At 72.9% G+C, this 17,136-nt stretch carries 19 protein-coding genes, 1 tRNA gene and 2 pseudogenes; 17 read left to right on the top strand and 5 right to left on the bottom strand.

The annotated features are described in order from the left end of the window. The first annotated feature begins 79 nt into the window (after window positions 1-79). The 12 genes and pseudogenes from REH70_RS15555 (at window position 80) to REH70_RS15505 (ending at window position 9,066) form a co-directional block, all read left to right on the top strand. On the top strand, window positions 80-601 hold the full coding sequence (locus tag REH70_RS15555) for a hypothetical protein (RefSeq protein ID WP_310748651.1): 522 nt from the start codon (window positions 80-82) through the stop codon (window positions 599-601). Then, on the top strand, window positions 598-1,527 hold the full coding sequence (locus REH70_RS15550; protein WP_310748649.1) for a MazG family protein: 930 nt from the start codon (window positions 598-600) through the stop codon (window positions 1,525-1,527). Before REH70_RS15555 ends, REH70_RS15550 begins: the two co-directional genes overlap by 4 nt. Before the next feature lie 87 nt (window positions 1,528-1,614). After that, window positions 1,615-2,766, top strand: coding sequence for a histidine kinase N-terminal 7TM domain-containing protein (locus tag REH70_RS15545; RefSeq protein WP_310748647.1), 1,152 nt, complete (start codon window positions 1,615-1,617; stop codon window positions 2,764-2,766). Further along, window positions 2,763-2,867 (top strand): annotated as a pseudogene (locus tag REH70_RS20805) (diguanylate cyclase domain-containing protein); the annotation flags it as partial. The gene REH70_RS15545 and the pseudogene REH70_RS20805, both read left to right, overlap by 4 nt. A 74-nt stretch (window positions 2,868-2,941) precedes the next feature. After that, a complete protein-coding gene (locus REH70_RS20800) occupies window positions 2,942-3,388 on the top strand; it encodes a GGDEF domain-containing protein (RefSeq protein WP_396134763.1) in 447 nt (148 codons plus the stop codon). Then, window positions 3,367-4,647, top strand: coding sequence for a phosphopyruvate hydratase (eno, locus tag REH70_RS15535; protein ID WP_310748644.1), 1,281 nt, complete (start codon window positions 3,367-3,369; stop codon window positions 4,645-4,647). Before REH70_RS20800 ends, eno begins: the two co-directional genes overlap by 22 nt. A gap of 206 nt (window positions 4,648-4,853) precedes the next feature. Further along, window positions 4,854-5,303 (top strand): annotated as a pseudogene (locus tag REH70_RS15530) (hypothetical protein); the annotation flags it as partial. A 77-nt stretch (window positions 5,304-5,380) separates the two neighbouring features. Continuing rightward, on the top strand, window positions 5,381-5,602 hold the full coding sequence (locus REH70_RS15525; protein ID WP_310748642.1) for a hypothetical protein: 222 nt from the start codon (window positions 5,381-5,383) through the stop codon (window positions 5,600-5,602). Between the two features lie 65 nt (window positions 5,603-5,667). Continuing rightward, on the top strand, window positions 5,668-6,186 hold the full coding sequence (locus tag REH70_RS15520) for a DUF501 domain-containing protein (protein WP_310748640.1): 519 nt from the start codon (window positions 5,668-5,670) through the stop codon (window positions 6,184-6,186). Window positions 6,187-6,270: 84 nt separating this feature from the next. Further along, the gene (locus tag REH70_RS15515) at window positions 6,271-7,230 is read left to right on the top strand and encodes a Ppx/GppA phosphatase family protein (RefSeq protein ID WP_310748638.1); all 960 of its coding nucleotides are present in this window, start codon (window positions 6,271-6,273) and stop codon (window positions 7,228-7,230) included. An 84-nt stretch (window positions 7,231-7,314) separates the two neighbouring features. Further along, on the top strand, window positions 7,315-8,817 hold the full coding sequence (locus REH70_RS15510; protein WP_310748636.1) for an NAD(P)/FAD-dependent oxidoreductase: 1,503 nt from the start codon (window positions 7,315-7,317) through the stop codon (window positions 8,815-8,817). Window positions 8,818-8,992: 175 nt separating this feature from the next. Next, window positions 8,993-9,066 (top strand) — tRNA-Leu (locus REH70_RS15505). A gap of 66 nt (window positions 9,067-9,132) precedes the next feature. Here REH70_RS15505 and REH70_RS15500 read toward each other — a convergent pair. The 5 genes from REH70_RS15500 to REH70_RS15480 all read right to left on the bottom strand — a co-directional run bounded on the left by REH70_RS15500 (window position 9,133) and on the right by REH70_RS15480 (window position 14,092). Further along, complete coding sequence (locus REH70_RS15500; protein ID WP_310748634.1) at window positions 9,133-10,089, bottom strand: acyltransferase family protein; 957 nt, start codon at window positions 10,087-10,089, stop codon at window positions 9,133-9,135. Between the two features lie 134 nt (window positions 10,090-10,223). Beyond that, window positions 10,224-10,979 (bottom strand): ATP-binding cassette domain-containing protein, encoded by a 756-nt coding sequence (locus REH70_RS15495; RefSeq protein WP_310748632.1) that lies wholly within the window; start codon window positions 10,977-10,979, stop codon window positions 10,224-10,226. Beyond that, window positions 10,976-12,019, bottom strand: a complete 1,044-nt coding sequence (locus REH70_RS15490; RefSeq protein WP_396134550.1) for an iron chelate uptake ABC transporter family permease subunit — start codon at window positions 12,017-12,019, stop codon at window positions 10,976-10,978. The genes REH70_RS15495 and REH70_RS15490 overlap by 4 nt, the downstream gene beginning before the upstream one ends. Continuing rightward, a complete protein-coding gene (locus REH70_RS15485; protein WP_310748630.1) occupies window positions 12,012-12,995 on the bottom strand; it encodes an iron chelate uptake ABC transporter family permease subunit in 984 nt (327 codons plus the stop codon). The genes REH70_RS15490 and REH70_RS15485 overlap by 8 nt, the downstream gene beginning before the upstream one ends. A 101-nt stretch (window positions 12,996-13,096) precedes the next feature. Further along, the gene (locus REH70_RS15480; RefSeq protein ID WP_310748628.1) at window positions 13,097-14,092 is read right to left on the bottom strand and encodes an ABC transporter substrate-binding protein; all 996 of its coding nucleotides are present in this window, start codon (window positions 14,090-14,092) and stop codon (window positions 13,097-13,099) included. 506 nt (window positions 14,093-14,598) lie between these two features. On the opposite strand from REH70_RS15480, the gene REH70_RS15475 reads away from it, so the two are divergent. The 5 genes from REH70_RS15475 to REH70_RS15455 all read left to right on the top strand — a co-directional run bounded on the left by REH70_RS15475 (window position 14,599) and on the right by REH70_RS15455 (window position 17,067). Beyond that, the gene (locus tag REH70_RS15475; RefSeq protein WP_310748626.1) at window positions 14,599-14,841 is read left to right on the top strand and encodes an acyl carrier protein; all 243 of its coding nucleotides are present in this window, start codon (window positions 14,599-14,601) and stop codon (window positions 14,839-14,841) included. Window positions 14,842-14,937: 96 nt separating this feature from the next. Beyond that, window positions 14,938-15,333, top strand: a complete 396-nt coding sequence (locus REH70_RS15470) for a hypothetical protein (RefSeq protein ID WP_310748624.1) — start codon at window positions 14,938-14,940, stop codon at window positions 15,331-15,333. Beyond that, window positions 15,273-15,842 (top strand): hypothetical protein, encoded by a 570-nt coding sequence (locus REH70_RS15465; protein WP_310748622.1) that lies wholly within the window; start codon window positions 15,273-15,275, stop codon window positions 15,840-15,842. The genes REH70_RS15470 and REH70_RS15465 overlap by 61 nt, the downstream gene beginning before the upstream one ends. Then, on the top strand, window positions 15,839-16,309 hold the full coding sequence (locus REH70_RS15460; protein WP_310748620.1) for a phage holin family protein: 471 nt from the start codon (window positions 15,839-15,841) through the stop codon (window positions 16,307-16,309). Before REH70_RS15465 ends, REH70_RS15460 begins: the two co-directional genes overlap by 4 nt. After that, on the top strand, window positions 16,306-17,067 hold the full coding sequence (locus tag REH70_RS15455) for a DUF3618 domain-containing protein (protein ID WP_310748618.1): 762 nt from the start codon (window positions 16,306-16,308) through the stop codon (window positions 17,065-17,067). Before REH70_RS15460 ends, REH70_RS15455 begins: the two co-directional genes overlap by 4 nt. Window positions 17,068-17,136 lie beyond the last annotated feature (69 nt).

Raw genomic sequence — 17,136 nt, 5'->3', positions numbered from 1 at the left:
GCGGTCGACGACGACGACGTGGAGGTCAGCGGTGACGGGACGCGCAGCAGTGACGGTGCGATCTGCGGTGGGACGGCGGGTGGCGGCCGGTGCACTGGCCCTGACCGCGCTCGCGGCGGGCGGGTGCTCGGCGCAGCAGCCCGGGGCCGCGGCCGTCGTCGAGGGCGAGACCATCGAGGTGTCGGAGCTGCACGCGGCGACCGAGGAGCTCGCGCCGTACCTGCAGGACGCGAGCCCGGCCGCGATCCTCGTCATCCTCATCGCCGAGCCGACGTTCGACCGCATCGCCACCGAGAACGGTGTCGCCGTCTCGACGCAGCAGGCGCAGAGCCTCCTCGACGGGCTCGCGGCGGGCGGCGACGGCGCCGGACCTGCGGGGGCGACCACCGAGTTCAGCGACGCGTCGCTCGCCGTCGCCCGGTTCACGCTGCTGCAGCAGAGCCTGCAGGCCCTGCCCGATGCCGAGAGCGTTCTCGCGGGCGTCACCGAACGGCTCGCCGAGCTCGACGTCGACGTCAACCCGCGCTACGGCGACGTCGACTTCGCCGCCGGTGGGCTCATGCCGGACGACCGCCCCTGGCTCGTCGCCGACGAGGCGTGACCGCCGAGGGGACCGGCGCGCGGCCGTCCGGCGCGCGGCCGTTCGACGCGCGGTCGTTCGACGGGATGCCGCCCGACGGGATGCCGCCCGACGCGGTGCCGCCGGCCGGCCGGCCGCCGGTGACGGGGGACGCGCCCGGCCGCGGGGTGCGGCGGCTCGTCGAGGTCATGGACACGCTGCGGTCGCCCGGTGGGTGTCCGTGGGACGCGCAGCAGACGCACCGGTCGCTCGTGCCGTACGTGCTCGAGGAGGCGCACGAGCTCGCCGAGGCCATCGAGTCCGGTGACCGCGTGGAGATGCGGGAGGAGCTCGGCGACGTCCTGCTGCAGGTGCTCTTCCACGCCCGGCTGGCGCAGGAGCACCCGACCGACCCCTTCGACCTGGACGACGTCGCGGACGGCCTGACCGCGAAGCTCGTGCGCCGCCACCCGCACGTGTTCGCGCCGGTGGACCCGGCTCCCACCGACGGGCAGCCGCACGACGGCGGGTCGGTGGACCTGCACGCCCAGTGGGACCGGATCAAGAAGGACGAGAAGAATCGGACGTCGGTGCTGGACGGCATCCCGGTCGGCCAGGGCGCCCTCGCGCGCGGCGCGAAGGTGCTGTCCCGCGCGCACCGGGCCGGCGTCCGCGTCGACACCGACCGGGTGGCCGCTGACCACGTGGCGGCGGCGTCCGCCCCGGGCAGCGGGAGCCGGACCGAGAACGCGTCCTGCGGCGACGCGGAGGTCACGGAGGCGGGGGGCACGGCGGCGGAGGCCACGGCGGCAGGGGTCGCGGAGGCGGGGGTCGCGGAGGCGGAGGTCGGGGCCCGGCTGCTGCGCCTCGTCGCGGAGGCGGCGTCCGCGGGTGTCGACGCGGAGGCCGCGCTGCGCTCGGCGCTCCGGTCGCTGGACACGGCCGTCCGAGCGGCGGAGGCCGGCTGACCTCATCCGCGGCACCGCCGTGCCGATGGGGCTGACGGCTGCGAGAACGCCCCGCGGTCGCCGGCGAGACGCAGGAGGTCACCGCCAGTGCTCCGCGCCGACCCCGCAGGGATCGCGTACGCGTGCGCCGCCGTCGTGTTCGCGACCGTCGCCGCGGTGACGTGGCGCCGGCGCGTGGCGAACCCGGCCGTCGCCGCCTCGCTGGTCGCCGTCATGCTCGGCGCGGGCTGGTGGTCCCTGACGGACGCCGTCGCGGCGTCCGCCGTCGACGAGACGCTCTCCGCCGTGGCCTACCTGGCCGTCTTCCCCGGTCTGACGGCGACCGTCGTCGCCTTCGCGTGTCTGGCCGGTGCGATCGCGCGACCACCGTGGCGGCCGTCGCGCCGGCTCGTGGTCGCCCTGCTCGTCGAGCCGGCCCTCGTGTCGGTGCTGGCAGCCACCAACCCGCTGCACGGGTTGGTCTACCGGGGACGGGGAGCCGCCGAGCTCACCGGCGCCGCGGACTGGGAGTACGGGCCGGTGTTCTGGGTCCACTCGACCTACAGCTACACCGCGCTGCTCGCCGGGATGGTCCTGGTCGCGCACGCCTGGTGGACCGCCCCGCCGGCGTTCCGGTCCCAGCGGCTGAGCATGCTCGTCGCGGTGCTCGTCCCGGCTGCCGTGAACGTCGCCAACCTGGTCGGCGCGATCCCCGTCGAGGTCGACCCGACCCCGGTGGGCCTCGCGGTCACCGGGGTGATCGTGTCCTACGCGATCTTCCGCCAGGACCTGTTCACCTTCACCCCGGTCACCCGCGCACTCATCCTCGAGCAGATCAGCGACGCCATCATCGCGGTCAGCCCCGTGGGGCGGGTCATCGACGTCAACCCGGCGGCCGTCCGGCTGGTGCGGCGGCTGCGCCCCGCGGGGTCGAGATCGTCGGGGCGCTCGCGAGCGAACTGCTCGGCGACGAGATCGCCGCGACCGGGGAGGAACCCACGGAGATCCGGGTCACCCTCGACGGCGCGCCCGCGGAGCTGCACGTGCGCTGCTCCGCGCTCGTGGACCGGCAGGGGCGCGTGCTGGGCAGCGTGCTCGTCGCGCGTGACGTCACCGAGGTCAAGGCGCAGAGCCGTCGGCTCGAGGCGGCGAACGCCCAGCTCACCCACCAGCTCGCCACCATCGAGCGGCTGCGCGCCGACCTCGCGGACCAGGCCAGCCGCGACATCCTCACCGGCCTGCACAACCGGCGGCACATGACCGAGCGCTTCGATCACCTGCTCGCCGCCGCCCGCGACGAGGGCCGGCCGCTGAGCGTCGTCCTGCTCGACATCGACCGCTTCAAGCTGGTCAACGACCGCTACGGCCACCTCGCCGGAGACGCCGTCCTGGTCGAGGCGGCCCGGCGGATCGCGCGCGTCGCGCCCCCGGTGCGCTGGTCGCGCGCTGGGGCGGCGAGGAGTTCTTCGTCGCGCTCCCCGGGGCCGACGGCGCGGCCGGCCTCGCGTTCGCCGAGCGGGTGCGTGGCCGGTTCGAGGAGGAGGGGATCGCCGTCGACGGGGCGACCGTGCCGTGCACGGTCAGCGGTGGGGTGGCGACGTTCCCGGCGTCCGGCGCCACGACGGCCGCGCTCTTCCACGCCGCCGACGTGTCGCTGTACCGGGCGAAGGCGTCGGGCCGCAACCAGGTGCTGACCGGTGTGGCGACCCGCAGCGGGAGCGACGCCGCCGCGACGTCCGGGGGCGGCCACGGCCGGAGGCGCTCGTCACCGCGTCCCGCGGGGCGGAAGGTCCCCGGGGCCCGGTCGGGGATCGGCACTAGTCTGAGGTGGCATACCCCCAGACGCCCGAAGGAGCTTTCATGGCCAGCATCGAGGCCGTAGGCGCCCGCGAGATCCTTGACTCGCGCGGCAACCCCACCGTGGAGGTCGAGGTCGCCCTCGACGACGGCACCATCGCACGAGCAGCGGTTCCGTCCGGAGCGTCCACGGGCGCGTTCGAGGCCGTCGAGCGTCGCGACGGCGACAAGGCCCGGTACCTGGGCAAGGGCGTCGAGGACGCGGTCAACGCCGTCATCGACGACATCGCGCCCGAGCTCATCGGCTTCGAGGCGACCGAGCAGCGGCTCATCGACGCCGCGCTCATCGACCTCGACGGCACCCCCAACAAGGGCAAGCTCGGCGCCAACGCGATCCTCGGCGTCTCGCTCGCGGTCGCCAAGGCCGCCGCCGACTCCGCCGACCTCCCGCTGTTCCGCTACGTCGGCGGACCGAACGCGCACGTGCTGCCGGTGCCGATGATGAACATCCTCAACGGTGGGTCGCACGCCGACTCCAACGTCGACATCCAGGAGTTCATGGTCGCGCCGATCGGGGCGACGACGTTCCGCGAGGCGCTGCGCACCGGCGCGGAGATCTACCACTCCCTGAAGTCGGTGCTCAAGTCCGAGGGCCTGGCCACCGGCCTCGGCGACGAGGGCGGCTTCGCGCCGAACCTGGCGAGCAACCGCGCCGCGCTCGACCTCATCCTCGTCGCGATCGAGAAGGCCGGCTTCACGCCCGGCCAGGACGTCGGCCTCGCGCTCGACGTCGCCGCGACGGAGTTCTTCTCCGACGGCGCCTACCAGTTCGAGGGCAAGGCGACCACGCCGGACGAGATGATCGCGTACTACCAGCAGCTCGTGGCCGACTACCCGCTGATCTCCATCGAGGACCCGCTGTCCGAGGACGAGTGGGACAGCTGGAGCCAGCTCGTGGGCACCATCGGCGGCCGCGTGCAGATCGTCGGCGACGACCTGTTCGTCACCAACCCGACCCGCCTCGCCAAGGGCATCGAGCTCAAGTCGGCGAACTCGCTGCTGGTCAAGCTCAACCAGATCGGCACGCTCACCGAGACGCTCGACGCCGTCACCCTCGCCCAGCGCAACGGCTTCACCGCGATGGTGTCGCACCGCTCCGGCGAGACCGAGGACGTCACGATCGCGGACCTGTCCGTCGCCACGAACGCCGGTCAGATCAAGACCGGTGCCCCGGCGCGCGGCGAGCGCATCAACAAGTACAACCAGCTCCTGCGCATCGAGGAGGAGCTGGACGACGCCGGCCGCTACGCCGGCCGCAGCGCGTTCCCGCGCCACGGCGCCTGAGCGACCGCTCGCGCCGCGCTCCGGAGCCCGGTGACCCCACGACGGGTCGCCGGGCTCCGGTGCGCCCGGGTCGGCCGGACTGCCCGGGCCGGCCGGACTGCCCGGGTCGGCCGGACTGCACGGGTCGGCCCAACGGCACAGGCTGGGACACGTCGACGGGGTGGCGCTGCGGGACGATCGGCCGGCGGGAGGGCAGAATCGACCCCATGTCCCCCCGCCGTCCGACCTCGCCGCACCCTGGTGCCCGGCAGACGTCGACGGCCTCGACCCCGTCCCGCAGCGTCCCGACCCCGCGGCGTACGGCCCGACCGACGGCCGGACGCGGTGCGTCCGGCGCCCGGCCGGGCCGGTCGGCTCGCGGGTCGACGGCACGGTCCGGCGGCCGGGTCGCCTCGACCGGGCCCGCCTCGCGTGCCTCGGCCGGTGCGCCCGTCCGCGGTGTCGCCCAGGGCGTGCCGCAGCCGGTGACCCGGCTGCCGCGCATGTTCACGGTGCGGGCGATGGTGCTGTTCTCGGTCCTCCTGCTCGCCTTCGTCCTGCTGTTCCCCACCGTGCGGGCGTACCTCGCGCAGCAGGCGGAGAACCGGCAGCTCGCCGCCGAGGTCGCCGCCGCGCAGCAGCGCACCGAGGACCTGAGCGCCGATCTGGAACGCTGGGACGACCCCGCCTACGTCGCCGCGCAGGCGCGGGAGCGACTCGCGTTCGTGGCGCCGGGGAGACGTCCTACCGGGTCGTGGACCCCGAGATCGTGCCGGACCCGACCGCCCCCGCCGTCCCCGAAGCGGGGTCGGGGCCGGCGCTCGTGCCGGAGGGCACGACGACCCCCTGGTACACGACCATCTGGGAGTCGGTCCGCATGGCCGGCGACGCCGACGTGGTCGACCCGGACGCGGCACCGGTCGATCCGGCACCGGTCGACCCCGCACCGGTGGACCCGGCTCCCGTCGCGCCCTAGCGGCGCAGTCATCCCCGCATGCCCCGCACCCGCCGTCGCCGGCGGACCGAGACGGACGGACGCCCGTGACCGACCTCCCCCAGCCGTACGCGACCGGCGAGACCGTCGTGCAGCGCGACCTCGACACGCTCACCGAGCAGCTCGGCCGGGTGCCGCGCGGGGTCGTCGGCATCGCCGCGCGCTGCGTGTGCGGGCGCCCGCTGGTGGGGCGCACCGCGCCGCGCCTGGACGACGGCACCCCGTTCCCGACGACCTACTACCTCACCGCCCCCGGCGCCGTCGCGGCGGTCAGCACGCTCGAGGCCGGCGGCCTCATGAAGGAGTGGACGGCACGCCTCGCCGAGGAGCCCGAGCTGGCCGCCGCCTACGCCCGGGCCCACGAGCACTACCTCGCCCGCCGTGAGGAGCTGGGGCACGTGGAGGAGATCGCCGGCATCTCCGCCGGCGGCATGCCGACCCGGGTCAAGTGCCTGCACGTGCTCGTCGGTCATGCGCTCGCCGCGGGGCCCGGCGTCAACCCGCTCGGCGACGAGGCGCTCGCGCTCATCCGCGACACCTGGCGCCCCGACCGCTGCAGCTGCTGACCGGCCGCTGACGGCTGCCGACGGCGGCTGACCGGCCGGTGCCCGCCGCGTCGTCGTGCGCGCTCTGATGGCAGGCTTGCGCCCATGACACGCGTGGCTGCCATCGACTGCGGGACCAACTCCATCCGCCTCCTCGTCGCGGACGTCGGCCCCGACGGCACCCTGACGGACCTCGAGCGCCGCATGGAGGTCGTCCGGCTCGGCCAGGGGGTCGACCGGACCGGGCGTCTCGCCCCGGAGGCCCTCGAGCGCACGCTGGCCGCCACCCGGGCGTACGCCCAGACGTGCGAGCGGCTCGGCGTCGAGGCGGTCCGCTTCGTGGCGACGTCGGCGTCGCGCGACGCCGAGAACCGGGCCGACTTCGTCGACGGCGTGCGCGGCATCCTCGGGGTCGAGCCGGAGGTGGTCGCGGGGGACGAGGAGGCGTCGCTGTCCTTCCGCGGCGCCACGAGCGTCCTCGCCGGCCGTCACCCGGGTCCCTTCCTGGTGGTCGACATCGGCGGCGGCTCCACCGAGCTCGTCCTGGGCACGACGACGCCGGACGCGATGCTCTCGATGGACGTCGGCTGCGTGCGCCTCACCGAGCGGCACCTGCACGACGACCCGCCGTCCGCCGACCAGGTCGCCGCCGCGCGCGCCGACGTCGCCGCGGCGCTCGACGCCGCGGCCCAGGTCGTGCCGCTCGGGCGCACCGCGACCCTGGTGGGTGTCGCGGGCTCGGTCACCACGGTCACCGCGCACGGGCTCGGGCTGCCCGGCTACGACCCCGCACGCATCCACGGGGCCGTCCTCGGGGTCGACGCGGTGCTCGCCGCGTGCGCCGATCTGCTCGGGCGGAGCCGCGCGGAGCGTGCCGCGCTGCCCTTCATGCACCCGGGCCGCGTGGACGTGATCGGCGCCGGTGCCCTGGTGTGGGCCGACGTCGTCGCGCGGGTGCGGGACGACGTCGCGGCCGCCGGCGGGCGCCTGGTGGACGTCGTCGCGTCCGAGCACGACATCCTCGACGGCATCGCGCTGAGCGCGGCGGAGCCGGCGCGCCGCTGACCGCGGTCGGAGGTGTGTCAGGCATCACCGGCCACGCGTCGGCACCGAGTCGAAGGTCCCTGGCGATCGCGCTACTTTTGCACCATGACCACGACTGTCTCGACCCAGGGTGACGCTGCCTCGAAGAGCGTGACGGGCCCCCGCCCCCGCAAGGTCCCGCGCATCGTCATCCTCGGTGGTGGCACGGTCGGGCTGTACTCCGCGCGTCGGCTGCGCAAGCGCCTGGGCAAGCAGGAGGCGGCGATCGTCGTCGTGGACCCGCGCCCGTACATGACGTACGCGCCGTTCCTCCCCGAGACGGCGGCCGGGTCGATCGACCCCCGCAACGTCGTCGCCCCGCACCGTCGTGCGCTCAAGGGCATCGACGTGCTCCAGGGCCACGTGGCGGAGATCAAGCACTCCGACCGGACGGTGCAGATCACGCCCGAGGAGGGCGACCCGTACTGGATCACCTACGACCACCTCATCGTCGGGCTCGGCTCGGTCGCGCGGACGCTGCCCATCCCGGGGCTCGCCGAGGAGGCCATCGGCTTCAAGAACGTGGAGGAGGCCGTCGCCGTCCGCAACCACGTGCTCAACCGCATCGACGTGGCCGCGTCGACGTGGGACCCCGAGGTGCGCAAGCGGCTGCTCACGTTCACCTTCGTCGGGGGCGGCTTCGCCGGCGTCGAGGCGCTCGGCGAGCTGGAGGACATGGCCCGCGCCGCCGTCGGCTACTACGACTCGATCGCCCCCCAGGACCTGCGCTTCGTCCTCGTCGAGGGCTCGCCGCGCATCCTCCCCGAGGTGAGCGAGGAGCTCGGTGGCTACACGCTCGAGCAGCTGCGCAAGCGCAACATCGAGGTGCACCTGTCGACGTTCCTCAACTCGTGCGAGGGCGGGCACGTCGTGCTCTCCGACAAGACCGAGTTCGACTCGGACACGATCGTCTGGACCGCGGGCGTCAAGGCGAACCCGGTGCTGAAGAACTCCGACCTGCCGCTGGACAAGATGGGGCGCGTCATCTGCCTGCCGACGCTGCAGATCGCGAACGAGGACGGCACCATCGTCCCCGACGCCTGGGCCGCCGGTGACTGCGCCGCCGTCCCGGACCTCATCAACCCCGGCAAGTTCTGCCCGCCCAACGCCCAGCACGCGCTGCGCGAGGGCAACCACATCGGCGACAACCTCGCCAAGGTGCTCCGCAGCTCGGCGCCCACCGAGTACAAGCACAAGAACATCGGTGCGGTCGCCTCGCTCGGCATGTACAAGGGCGTCGCGCAGATGTTCGGCCGGATCAAGGTCCGCGGCTTCCTCGCGTGGGTGCTGCACCGCAGCTACCACGTCATGGCCATGCCGACGCTGAACCGCAAGGTCCGCATCGCGGCCGGGTGGACCGGGTCGCTGCTGTTCCGCCGCGAGGTCGTCGCGCTGGGCTCGCTGCACGACCCGCGCGCGGAGTTCCGCGCCGCGAGCGTGCCGCCCAAGGCGAAGCCCGAGCAGGCCGGCGTCGCCCCCGACTCGGCCAAGGACCAGTCCACCGCCCCGGACGTCCGCGTCGAGGAGGGCAAGGCGGCGTCGAAGGACGCCAGCAACTGGGACAAGTGAGGCGGGGCGCGGACCCGCGCACCCACCCACACACCCACACTGCGACGAAGGCCCCGCCGGTCCGGCGGGGCCTTCGCTGTACCGTCCGGCTCCCACTGCGTGCGCCGAGCCGTGCGACGCCGGGACACCCGCCGGCCTGACCGCTGGCAGGATGGTCGCCTGCCGTGCGCGGCAGGCCCCCGTAGCCCAATCGGCAGAGGCAGCCGGCTTAAACCCGGCACAGTGCAGGTTCGAACCCTGTCGGGGGCACCCGTCCGGCGGTGCGCCGACGCCGTCACCGAGAAGGTGTGGGCGTACGTGGGGTCCGGGGCGGCGCTACGAGGCTGCTGCGGGTGCGTGGACCCGCACGGGTCCCGGCGTGCGCCGCCTCGGCAGGAAGGGCGCTTCGTACAGCCACACCACCGGACGCCTCGTCCGATGGTGCGCCAGGAGGGCGCCGATCGCGACGGCCGCCGCGAGACCGATCCAGGCGAATGCTCCGATGTCGTCGATGCCGACCGCCTCGCACACCGCCAGGGACACGATCATGACCGGGAAGTGGGACGTGTAGTAGACGATCGACGCTCGACCGACCGACTGCACAGGGCGTGTCCACGCGGCGTCCTGCAGCCGCTGCGCGGCCGCGATGGCGACGACGATCCCAGCGAGGCTGAGCGGTGCCCACGCCGCCTGGTGCTCGACGTCCCGGACGGCGGACACGGCGCCGAGCACGACGGCGGCCACACCACAGATGACGACGAGCCACCTGCGGCGCAGGGCCGCCTCGAGCACGCCGTGGTGACGCGCGACGAGTGCACCCGCGAAGAAGAACCCGGCGAAGTAGAAAAACCGCTGCGTCCGGCCGTCCGTCGGAACCGCGGCCGCGAAGGCGAGGATCGGTACGACCCACGCGGGGAGCCACCGCAGCATGGGAGCCGCGAAGTAGTAGCAGGCGATGTTGAACAAAAACCACAGGTAGCCGGTGGCGATCCAGGTGTAGGGATGCCATACCGGGCCGGTCGGCCCGTACAGAGCCATGTGCAGGCCGGCGAACAGCAGGTAGGGCCACACGAGCAAGGACACCTTGCCGGTCAGGTAGTCCCGCAACGGCTTAGCGAGCGAGCGGGGCAGCAGCAGGCCGGACAGGAACATGAGAGCGGGCATGCGGAACGGCAGGAGCGCATCGTTCGCGGCGAGGACCCAGTCGGGCACGGTGTAGCCATAGAGGGCCGGGATCGCGGGCGCATGCCACAGGAGGACCAGGAGGATGGCGCCGCCACGAAGGAGGTCCATCCATCTCTCGCGGCTCGTCACGGCGGTGACGTTACGCGTCGGCTCCCGGCGCGGGGTAGCGGCCGAGGGTGAACTCCTTACCGCGTTCGCGGGACTGCGGCGCACGGCTGATGCGGTGCGCCGACGCCGGACCGTCAGTAGTAAACGGCGAGCGGCCCGTCCGGTCCGTCGATGACCGTCACGGGGGTGTCGAACACCCGGGTGAGCACCGCGCTGGTCATGATCTCGGCGGAGGAGCCGAACTCGACCACGCGCCCGTCCTTGACGGCGCAGATGTGGTCCGCGTAGCGGCCGGCGAAGTTGATGTCGTGCAGGACGATGACGATCGTCCGTCCCAGCTCTGCCGCAGCGCGGTGCAGGTGCTTCATCATCTGCACCGAATGCTTCATGTCGAGGTTGTTGAGGGGCTCGTCGAGCAGCACGAACTCGGTGTCCTGGGTGAGGACCATGGCGACGTACGCCCGCTGGCGCTGCCCGCCCGAGAGCTCGTCGAGGTAGCGCCCCTCCAGCCCGCCGAGGTCGAGGAAGTCGATCGCCGCGCTGACGAGCTTCTCGTCCTCGCGCGTCAGGCGGCCCTTGGAGTACGGGAACCGGCCGAACGCCACGAGCTGGCGCACGGTGAGCCGGGTGATGAAGTGGTTCTCCTGCCGCAGGATGGACACGACCTTCGCCAGGTCCTTCGACGCGGTCCGGGCGACGTCGTACCCGGCGACCTCGATGGTGCCGGCGTCGATCCCCAGCAGGCGGCCGATCATGGTGAGCAGCGTCGACTTGCCTGCGCCGTTCGGGCCGACCAGCGCGGTGATCCCGCCCGCCGGGATCCGGAGGTCGACCGGGCCGATCGTCACCTCGCTGCTGTAGTCCTTGCGGACGTCGGTCAGGGTGATCACAGCCGGCCCTTCCGGAGGATGACGACGAGGAAGACGGTGCCGCCCACCAGCTCGATGATGATCGAGACGACGCCCTGCGCGTAGAAGACGTTCTTCATGACGAAGTACGCCCCCGAGAGCACGACGTAGCCGGTGAGCACGGCGACGGGGAACACGTGGCGGTGGTCGTAGGTGTCGGCGAGCTGGTAGGCGAGCGTCGCGACGAGGAACCCGAGGAACGTCATCGGTCCGACGAGCGCGGTCGAGACGGCCATGAGGACCGAGACGAGGAGCAGGACGCGCATGAGCTCGGCGCGGTGGTCCAGCCCGAGGCTCACCGTCGCGTCGCGTCCCAGGGCCATGACGTTGAGCCGGCCGGCGCGTGCCCACAGCACCCCGCCGGCCACGAGGCACAGCGGGATCGCGACGGGGAGGTAGCCGGCCTCGGCGTTCGCCACCGAGCCGAACATCCGCGCGGTCAGGACGTCGAACTCGCTGGGGGAGAGCAGCCGGCGCATGAACGACGACAACGACCCCAGACCGCCACCGACGACGATGCCGATGAGCAGCATGACCTGCAGGTTCGCGTACCGCCCGGAGAGCAGCCAGCCGTACAGCAGCACCGAGAGCCCCACCATGAGCGCCACCTGCAGGACGAACTGCGGCACGCCCTGCAGGGACACCAGGCCCGCGACCCCGAGGAAGTACACGGCGGACGTCTGCACCGCGACGTAGAGCGACTCGAAGCCCATGATCGACGGCGTGATGATGCGGTTGTTCGTGACCGTCTGGAAGCTGACGGTGGCGATCGCCTGGCAGAAGGCGACGACGGCCATGACGACGATCGTGGTCGCGCGGAGCTCGGCGATCCGCCAGAAGCCTGCCGAACCGACCGGCATCGGGTTGTCCAGCGTCAGGAACCCGACCGTGAACGCCGCGGCGAGCACGACCAACGCCGTCAGGACGACCCGGTAGCGGCGGTGCGCGCGCGTCGTGGGCAGCGGTGCGGAGCTGCGCTCCGGGGACGGCGTGCGCGGTCGGACGGCGGTCGCCTCAGCCACGGCGACGCTGCCTGAGGAGGAGGGTGATGAAGACGGCGGCGCCGACGACGCCGAGGATCAGGGACACCGGGACCTCGAACGGCATGATGATCGTCCGCCCCACGAGGTCGCACACGGTGACGACGGCGATGCCGAGGAGGCACACCCAGGGCAGGTTGCTGCGCAGGTCGTCGCCGCGGACCATCGAGACGATGTTGGGGACGATGAGCCCGAGGAAGGGGAGGTTCCCGACCACCACCGTGACCACGCCGGTCGCGATGGCGATGAGGGCGCTGCCCAGCAGGACGATGCGGCCGTAGTTCAGGCCGACGTTCGTCGACACCTCCTCACCGAGCCCGGCCACGGTGAAGCGGTCGGCGACGAAGAATACGGCGATCCCGACGAGGGCGACGATCCACAGGACCTCGTACTGGCCGCGTAGGACCGACGTGAAGCTGCCCGCGAACCACACCCCGAGGCTCTGGAGCATGTCGGTCTGGAGCGCGACGAACGTCGAGACGGACCCGACGACGGCGCCGAGCATGATGCCGACGATCGGGACGATGAGGGACGAGCGCAGCGAGACGCGCCGCAGGAACAGGAAGAAGACCATCGTGCCGACGAAGGCGGCGACGATCGCGCCGGTCATGCGCGCGAGGATGCTCGCGCCGGGGACGAGGATCATCACCGCCAGCAGGCCGAGCCCGGCCCACTCGGTGGTGCCGGTGGTGGTGGGCTCGACGAACCGGTTCTGCGTGAGCAGCTGCATGACGAGCCCCGACATGGACATCGCGGCGCCGGCGAGGACGAGCGCGATCGTGCGCGGCACGCGGGTGATCGCGAACATGTCGGCGCCGTCGTCGGCCCCGAAGACGTCGTAGACGCCGGTGAGCAGGGACGCCACCACGAGCGCCCCGACCACCAGCACGCCGACCACGAGCTTCGGGTCGAGCAGTCGGCCCTTCGGCCCGGTCGCGGCGTCGACGGTCGTGGTCATGAGCCGGTCGCGGCGGGTCGTCGACCCGTCGACGGCACGCCGGAGCGACCGGCCGCGAACGGCCGGTCCCTCCCGACGCCCCCTGCCCGTGCGGGCATGCCTCAGCTCGTCCCTTCGAGCGCGTCCGCGAAGGTGTTGAGGAACTCGGTGTACGTCTGGATGCTCTCGTTCGTGTAGGTGTCGGCCGGCATGTAGACGATATTCCCCTGCCGCACCGCGGTGACCCCCTGCAGCGCCTGGGAGCTCTCCAGGATGTCGGCCGCCGGGGTGAACTCGGGGTCGCCCGCGCTGATCGCCGCGTCGCGGTCCATCACCAGTATCCAGTCGGGGTTCGAGTCGGCGACCGCCTCGACCGAGATGTCGTCGCCCTGGTGGTCGTCGGTGGCGTCGTCGACGGCGAGTGCGGGGGTCAGCCCGAGGATGTCGAACACCGGGCCGAGGGTACGGCCGACGGTCGGGGCGATGTAGCCGATCTCACCGCCGGACGTGGTCACGGCCATGACGGTGTCCGTGGCGTCGTACGCGGCGACCGCCCGGTCGACGGCCGCGTCGAAGTCGGCGACGAGCTGCTGCGCCTCCGCCTGCTTGCCGAAGACCTCGCCGAGGACCGTGACCTGGCGGCGCAGCTCGGCGTCGAACGGCTCGCCGTCGCGCGGGTCGAGCTCGAGGATCGTCGCCTCGGGCGCGAGCGACGCGAAGTCGTCGTAGAAGTCGGCGAACCGCTGACCATTGATGATCAGGTCCGGGTCCGCGGCGACGACGGCCTCGAGGTCCGGCTCGCGGTGCGTCCCGAGGTCGACGATCGACTCGTCGTCCGTGTACGGGTTCGAGTCCGGCATGAGCGCGACCGCCGCGGCCTCGAGCTCGACGCCCCAGTCGGCGAGCGTCTCGAACGTGCGGTTGTCGGTGGCGACGACCGAGCGCGGCGGCAGGGACACCGTCTGCGTGCCCCGGTTGTCCACCACCTCGACCGTGGTGACCTCGGGGGTGGCCGGGGCCTCCGCGGCGGCGGGCGCGGTCTGGGCCGCGCATCCCGTCAGGACCAGTGCGGAGCCGGCGACGAGCGCGAGCGCCGCGAGGGGGCGGGGGAGGGGCATGGTCGTACCTCTTCATTGGGTGTGTGCACACCACCGTGTGCTGGCCATCGCGTGCTCGACGAGCGGGCCCGACCGGTCCGCACCGCATCCCGGTATAGGTAAGGCTTCCCTTATCGACGCGTTCTGAGGTTAGCCTCACCTGTCGTCCGGTGTCGAACCACCGAGGTGCCGCGTCGCCCCGCCCGGCTGCCGTGTACTACACCGGCGCCCGCTGCGCGCGGTGGGAGCCGGGTCGCGAGGTGGACCGGTCCACCGGCTCCGACCTGCGGTTTCTCTCCGGTTGCGGGACCTCTGCGGGTCCATATGCTGAAAACAGGTCGAGCCGCGGCCTGCCGGTCCGGACCTCCGTCCGGCGTCCGGGACGAGCGAGGGAGTCTGCTGCCGCTGGGCACGGGGCAGGCGTCGATCCGAGCGTCCGGGCGTCCTCGAGGTCCGTCCGACCGGTCGTGGCAGCACCCCTCCCGCACACGGCGCGGAGAGGCCACCCGAACAGGAAGGTGTCTGCGATGGCAACCGGTGAGACCGGATTCGACGACGTCAGCTTCGACCTGATCTCCCTGCAGTACCACTCGCTCAAGGCGGGCCACGACTACGGCCAGTACGTCCGCGACGCACGCAACGCCGGACGTGAGGACATCGCGACCTTCTTCGAGCAGGTGATGGCACAGGACTCCGAGCGGGCGCAGCGGTGCCACGAGTTCCTGCGTGAGCTGTCCGGGTCGGGGGACTCGGGGCCGGCTCTCACCTGAGCCGCCGCGGCCGCCCGCCGCACCCGTCCTCCCCGCGTGCCACGGCGCGCCCCGCGACAGCTGCCAGCAGACCAGCACTCCACGAGAGGCAAGAACATGACCGAGAGCTACGACAACCCGTCCACCCGCCCTCCGGGGACCGTCCCGACGACCGGCGACGACACCACCATGCCGCCGTCGTACCCGGCCGGGTCGGGTGCCTACGACACCGGCACGCTCGGGACGACGACCTACCAGGGTGCGCACGTCGCCGACGACGACTCCGGTCAGGACTCCGGCGCCAAGGGGCTGCCAAGGAGAAGGCCGGCCAGGCCAAGGAGAAGGCCGGCGAGGTCAAGGACCAGGTCGCCGGTGAGGCGCAGAACGTCAAGCAGACCGCCACCGAGGCGGGCAGCCGGGTCGCCGGCACCGCCAAGGAGGAGGCCGCGCACGTGGCCGACGAGGCCCGCCGCCAGGCCAAGGACGTCCTCGACCAGACCCGCAGCCAGCTGACGTCCCAGGTCGGCACGCAGAAGTCCGCTCTCGCGGACGCGATCCGCGCGGTCAGCGGTGAGCTCACCACGATGGCGAGCTCGTCCGAGCAGCCGGGCGTGGCGTCCAACCTCGCGAACCAGGCCGCCGGCGTCGTCGACTCCGTGGCCACGTGGTTCGAGAGCAAGGAGCCCGCGGACCTGCTGTCGGAGGTCACCCACTACGCGCGCCGCAATCCCGGCACGTTCCTGGCCATCGCGGCCGGTGCGGGCCTCGTCGTCGGGCGCCTCGCGCGCAGCCTGAAGGACGACGCGTCCGACGACGCCGACTCCACGGCCCAGGTGACCGCCGGCTCCGGCTCGGCCGGCTACACCACCGGTACGTACGCGACGCCGACCACGGACACCTACACCGCCCCGACGACGGACACCTACGCGGCGCCCACCACGTCGGCGTACGGCACCGGGACGTCGGGCCTCGGCACCCCGGACGTGCCGCGCACGACCGGTGGGCTCGGGGGCACGGCATGACGACCTCCGACCCATACGGCACCGGCGGCGCCACCGCCATGGGCACCTCCGCGGGCTCGGCGACGGGCTCGGGGAGCGGAGACTCCCCGTCGATCGGGCAGCTCTTCTCCGAGGTGACCAGTGACCTCTCGACGCTCATGCGCCAGGAGGTCGCGCTCGCCAAGGCCGAGGCCACCCAGTCCGCGAAGCAGGCGAGCAAGGGCGTCGGGATGTTCGCCGGCGCGGGGTACACCGGTCATCTGACCGTGCTGTTCCTGTCCCTCGCGGCGGCGTGGGCGCTCGGGGACTGGTGGGAGGCCCCCGCGCTCGGGTTCCTCGTCATCGCGGTCCTGTGGGGCATCGTCGCGGCGGTCCTGGCCTTGCGTGGCAAGAAGGAGATGGAGGCGGTCAAGGGCATGCCCAAGACCACCGACACCGTCAAGAAGATCCCCGACGCACTGCACGGCAACCAGGAGGCAGCACGATGAGCAGCAACGACCCGGAGCAGATCCGCCAGGAGATCGAGCGCACGCGCGCCGAGCTGAGCAGTGACGTCGACGCGCTGACCGACAAGGTCAGCCCCAGCAACATCGCCCACCGTCAGGTCGACAAGGCCAAGGGTGTCGTCGAGAGCGTGAAGGAGAAGGTCATGGGCACTGTGTCGGATGCCAAGGACTCGGCGGTCTCCGCCGGTCACGCCGTGCAGGACCGGGCGTCCTCCGCCGGGCATGCCGTGCAGGACCGGGCGTCGTCCCTCGCGGGCTCCGCGCACGATGCGTCGTCGTCGGGCGGCGGCGCCCTGCAGGACAAGGCGTCCGCAGCGGGCTCGTCGCTGCAGGGTGCGCTGCACTCGGCGACGGACCGGGCGCACTCGGCCGGTGACGCTGCCGCCGGCGCGCCGGCCGCCGTCCGCCGCCAGGCCGAGGGCAACCCGCTCGCCGCCGGTCTCGTGGCGTTCGGCCTGGGGCTCATCGGGGCCGCGCTGCTGCCGTCGAGCAAGCGCGAGCGGGACGCCGCCCACGCCGTCAAGGAGAAGGCGCAGCCGCTCGGCGACATGGCGAAGGACAAGGCCCAGGGCATCGCCCAGGAGCTGCGCGAGCCAGCCATGGAGGCCGTGCAGTCCGTCAAGGAGACGGCCACCGAGGCTGCCCAGACGGTCAAGCAGGAGGGCACGGACGCGGCGCAGGAGGTCCGCGGCGACGCCACGGACGCCGCGCAGCGCGTCAAGTCCGACCAGCAGGGCTGATCCACGCATCGCCGCGGGCCCGGGACACGTCCCGGGTCCGCGGCCGTCTCACCGTGCCGGCGCGACCGG

Source organism: Cellulomonas sp. ATA003, from assembly GCF_031582905.1.
Taxonomy (GTDB): Bacteria; Actinomycetota; Actinomycetes; order Actinomycetales; family Cellulomonadaceae; genus Pengzhenrongella.
Note: the sequence above shows the minus strand (reverse complement) of the source record. Positions and strands in the feature narration are given on the sequence as shown.

Bases quoted from the DNA above. Each gene is read 5' to 3' on its own strand.
- REH70_RS15485 (WP_310748630.1), bottom strand. From the start codon at position 12,995: ATGACCACGACCGTCGACGCCGCGACCGGGCCGAAGGGCCGACTGCTC.
- REH70_RS15455 (WP_310748618.1), top strand. From the start codon at position 16,306: ATGAGCAGCAACGACCCGGAGCAGATCCGCCAGGAGATCGAGCGCACG.
- REH70_RS15515 (WP_310748638.1), top strand. From the start codon at position 6,271: ATGACACGCGTGGCTGCCATCGACTGCGGGACCAACTCCATCCGCCTC.
- REH70_RS15500 (WP_310748634.1), bottom strand. From the start codon at position 10,089: ATGGACCTCCTTCGTGGCGGCGCCATCCTCCTGGTCCTCCTGTGGCAT.
- eno (WP_310748644.1), top strand. From the start codon at position 3,367: ATGGCCAGCATCGAGGCCGTAGGCGCCCGCGAGATCCTTGACTCGCGC.
- REH70_RS15480 (WP_310748628.1), bottom strand. From the start codon at position 14,092: ATGCCCCTCCCCCGCCCCCTCGCGGCGCTCGCGCTCGTCGCCGGCTCC.
- REH70_RS15510 (WP_310748636.1), top strand. From the start codon at position 7,315: ATGACCACGACTGTCTCGACCCAGGGTGACGCTGCCTCGAAGAGCGTG.
- REH70_RS15470 (WP_310748624.1), top strand. From the start codon at position 14,938: ATGACCGAGAGCTACGACAACCCGTCCACCCGCCCTCCGGGGACCGTC.
- REH70_RS15460 (WP_310748620.1), top strand. From the start codon at position 15,839: ATGACGACCTCCGACCCATACGGCACCGGCGGCGCCACCGCCATGGGC.
- REH70_RS15475 (WP_310748626.1), top strand. From the start codon at position 14,599: ATGGCAACCGGTGAGACCGGATTCGACGACGTCAGCTTCGACCTGATC.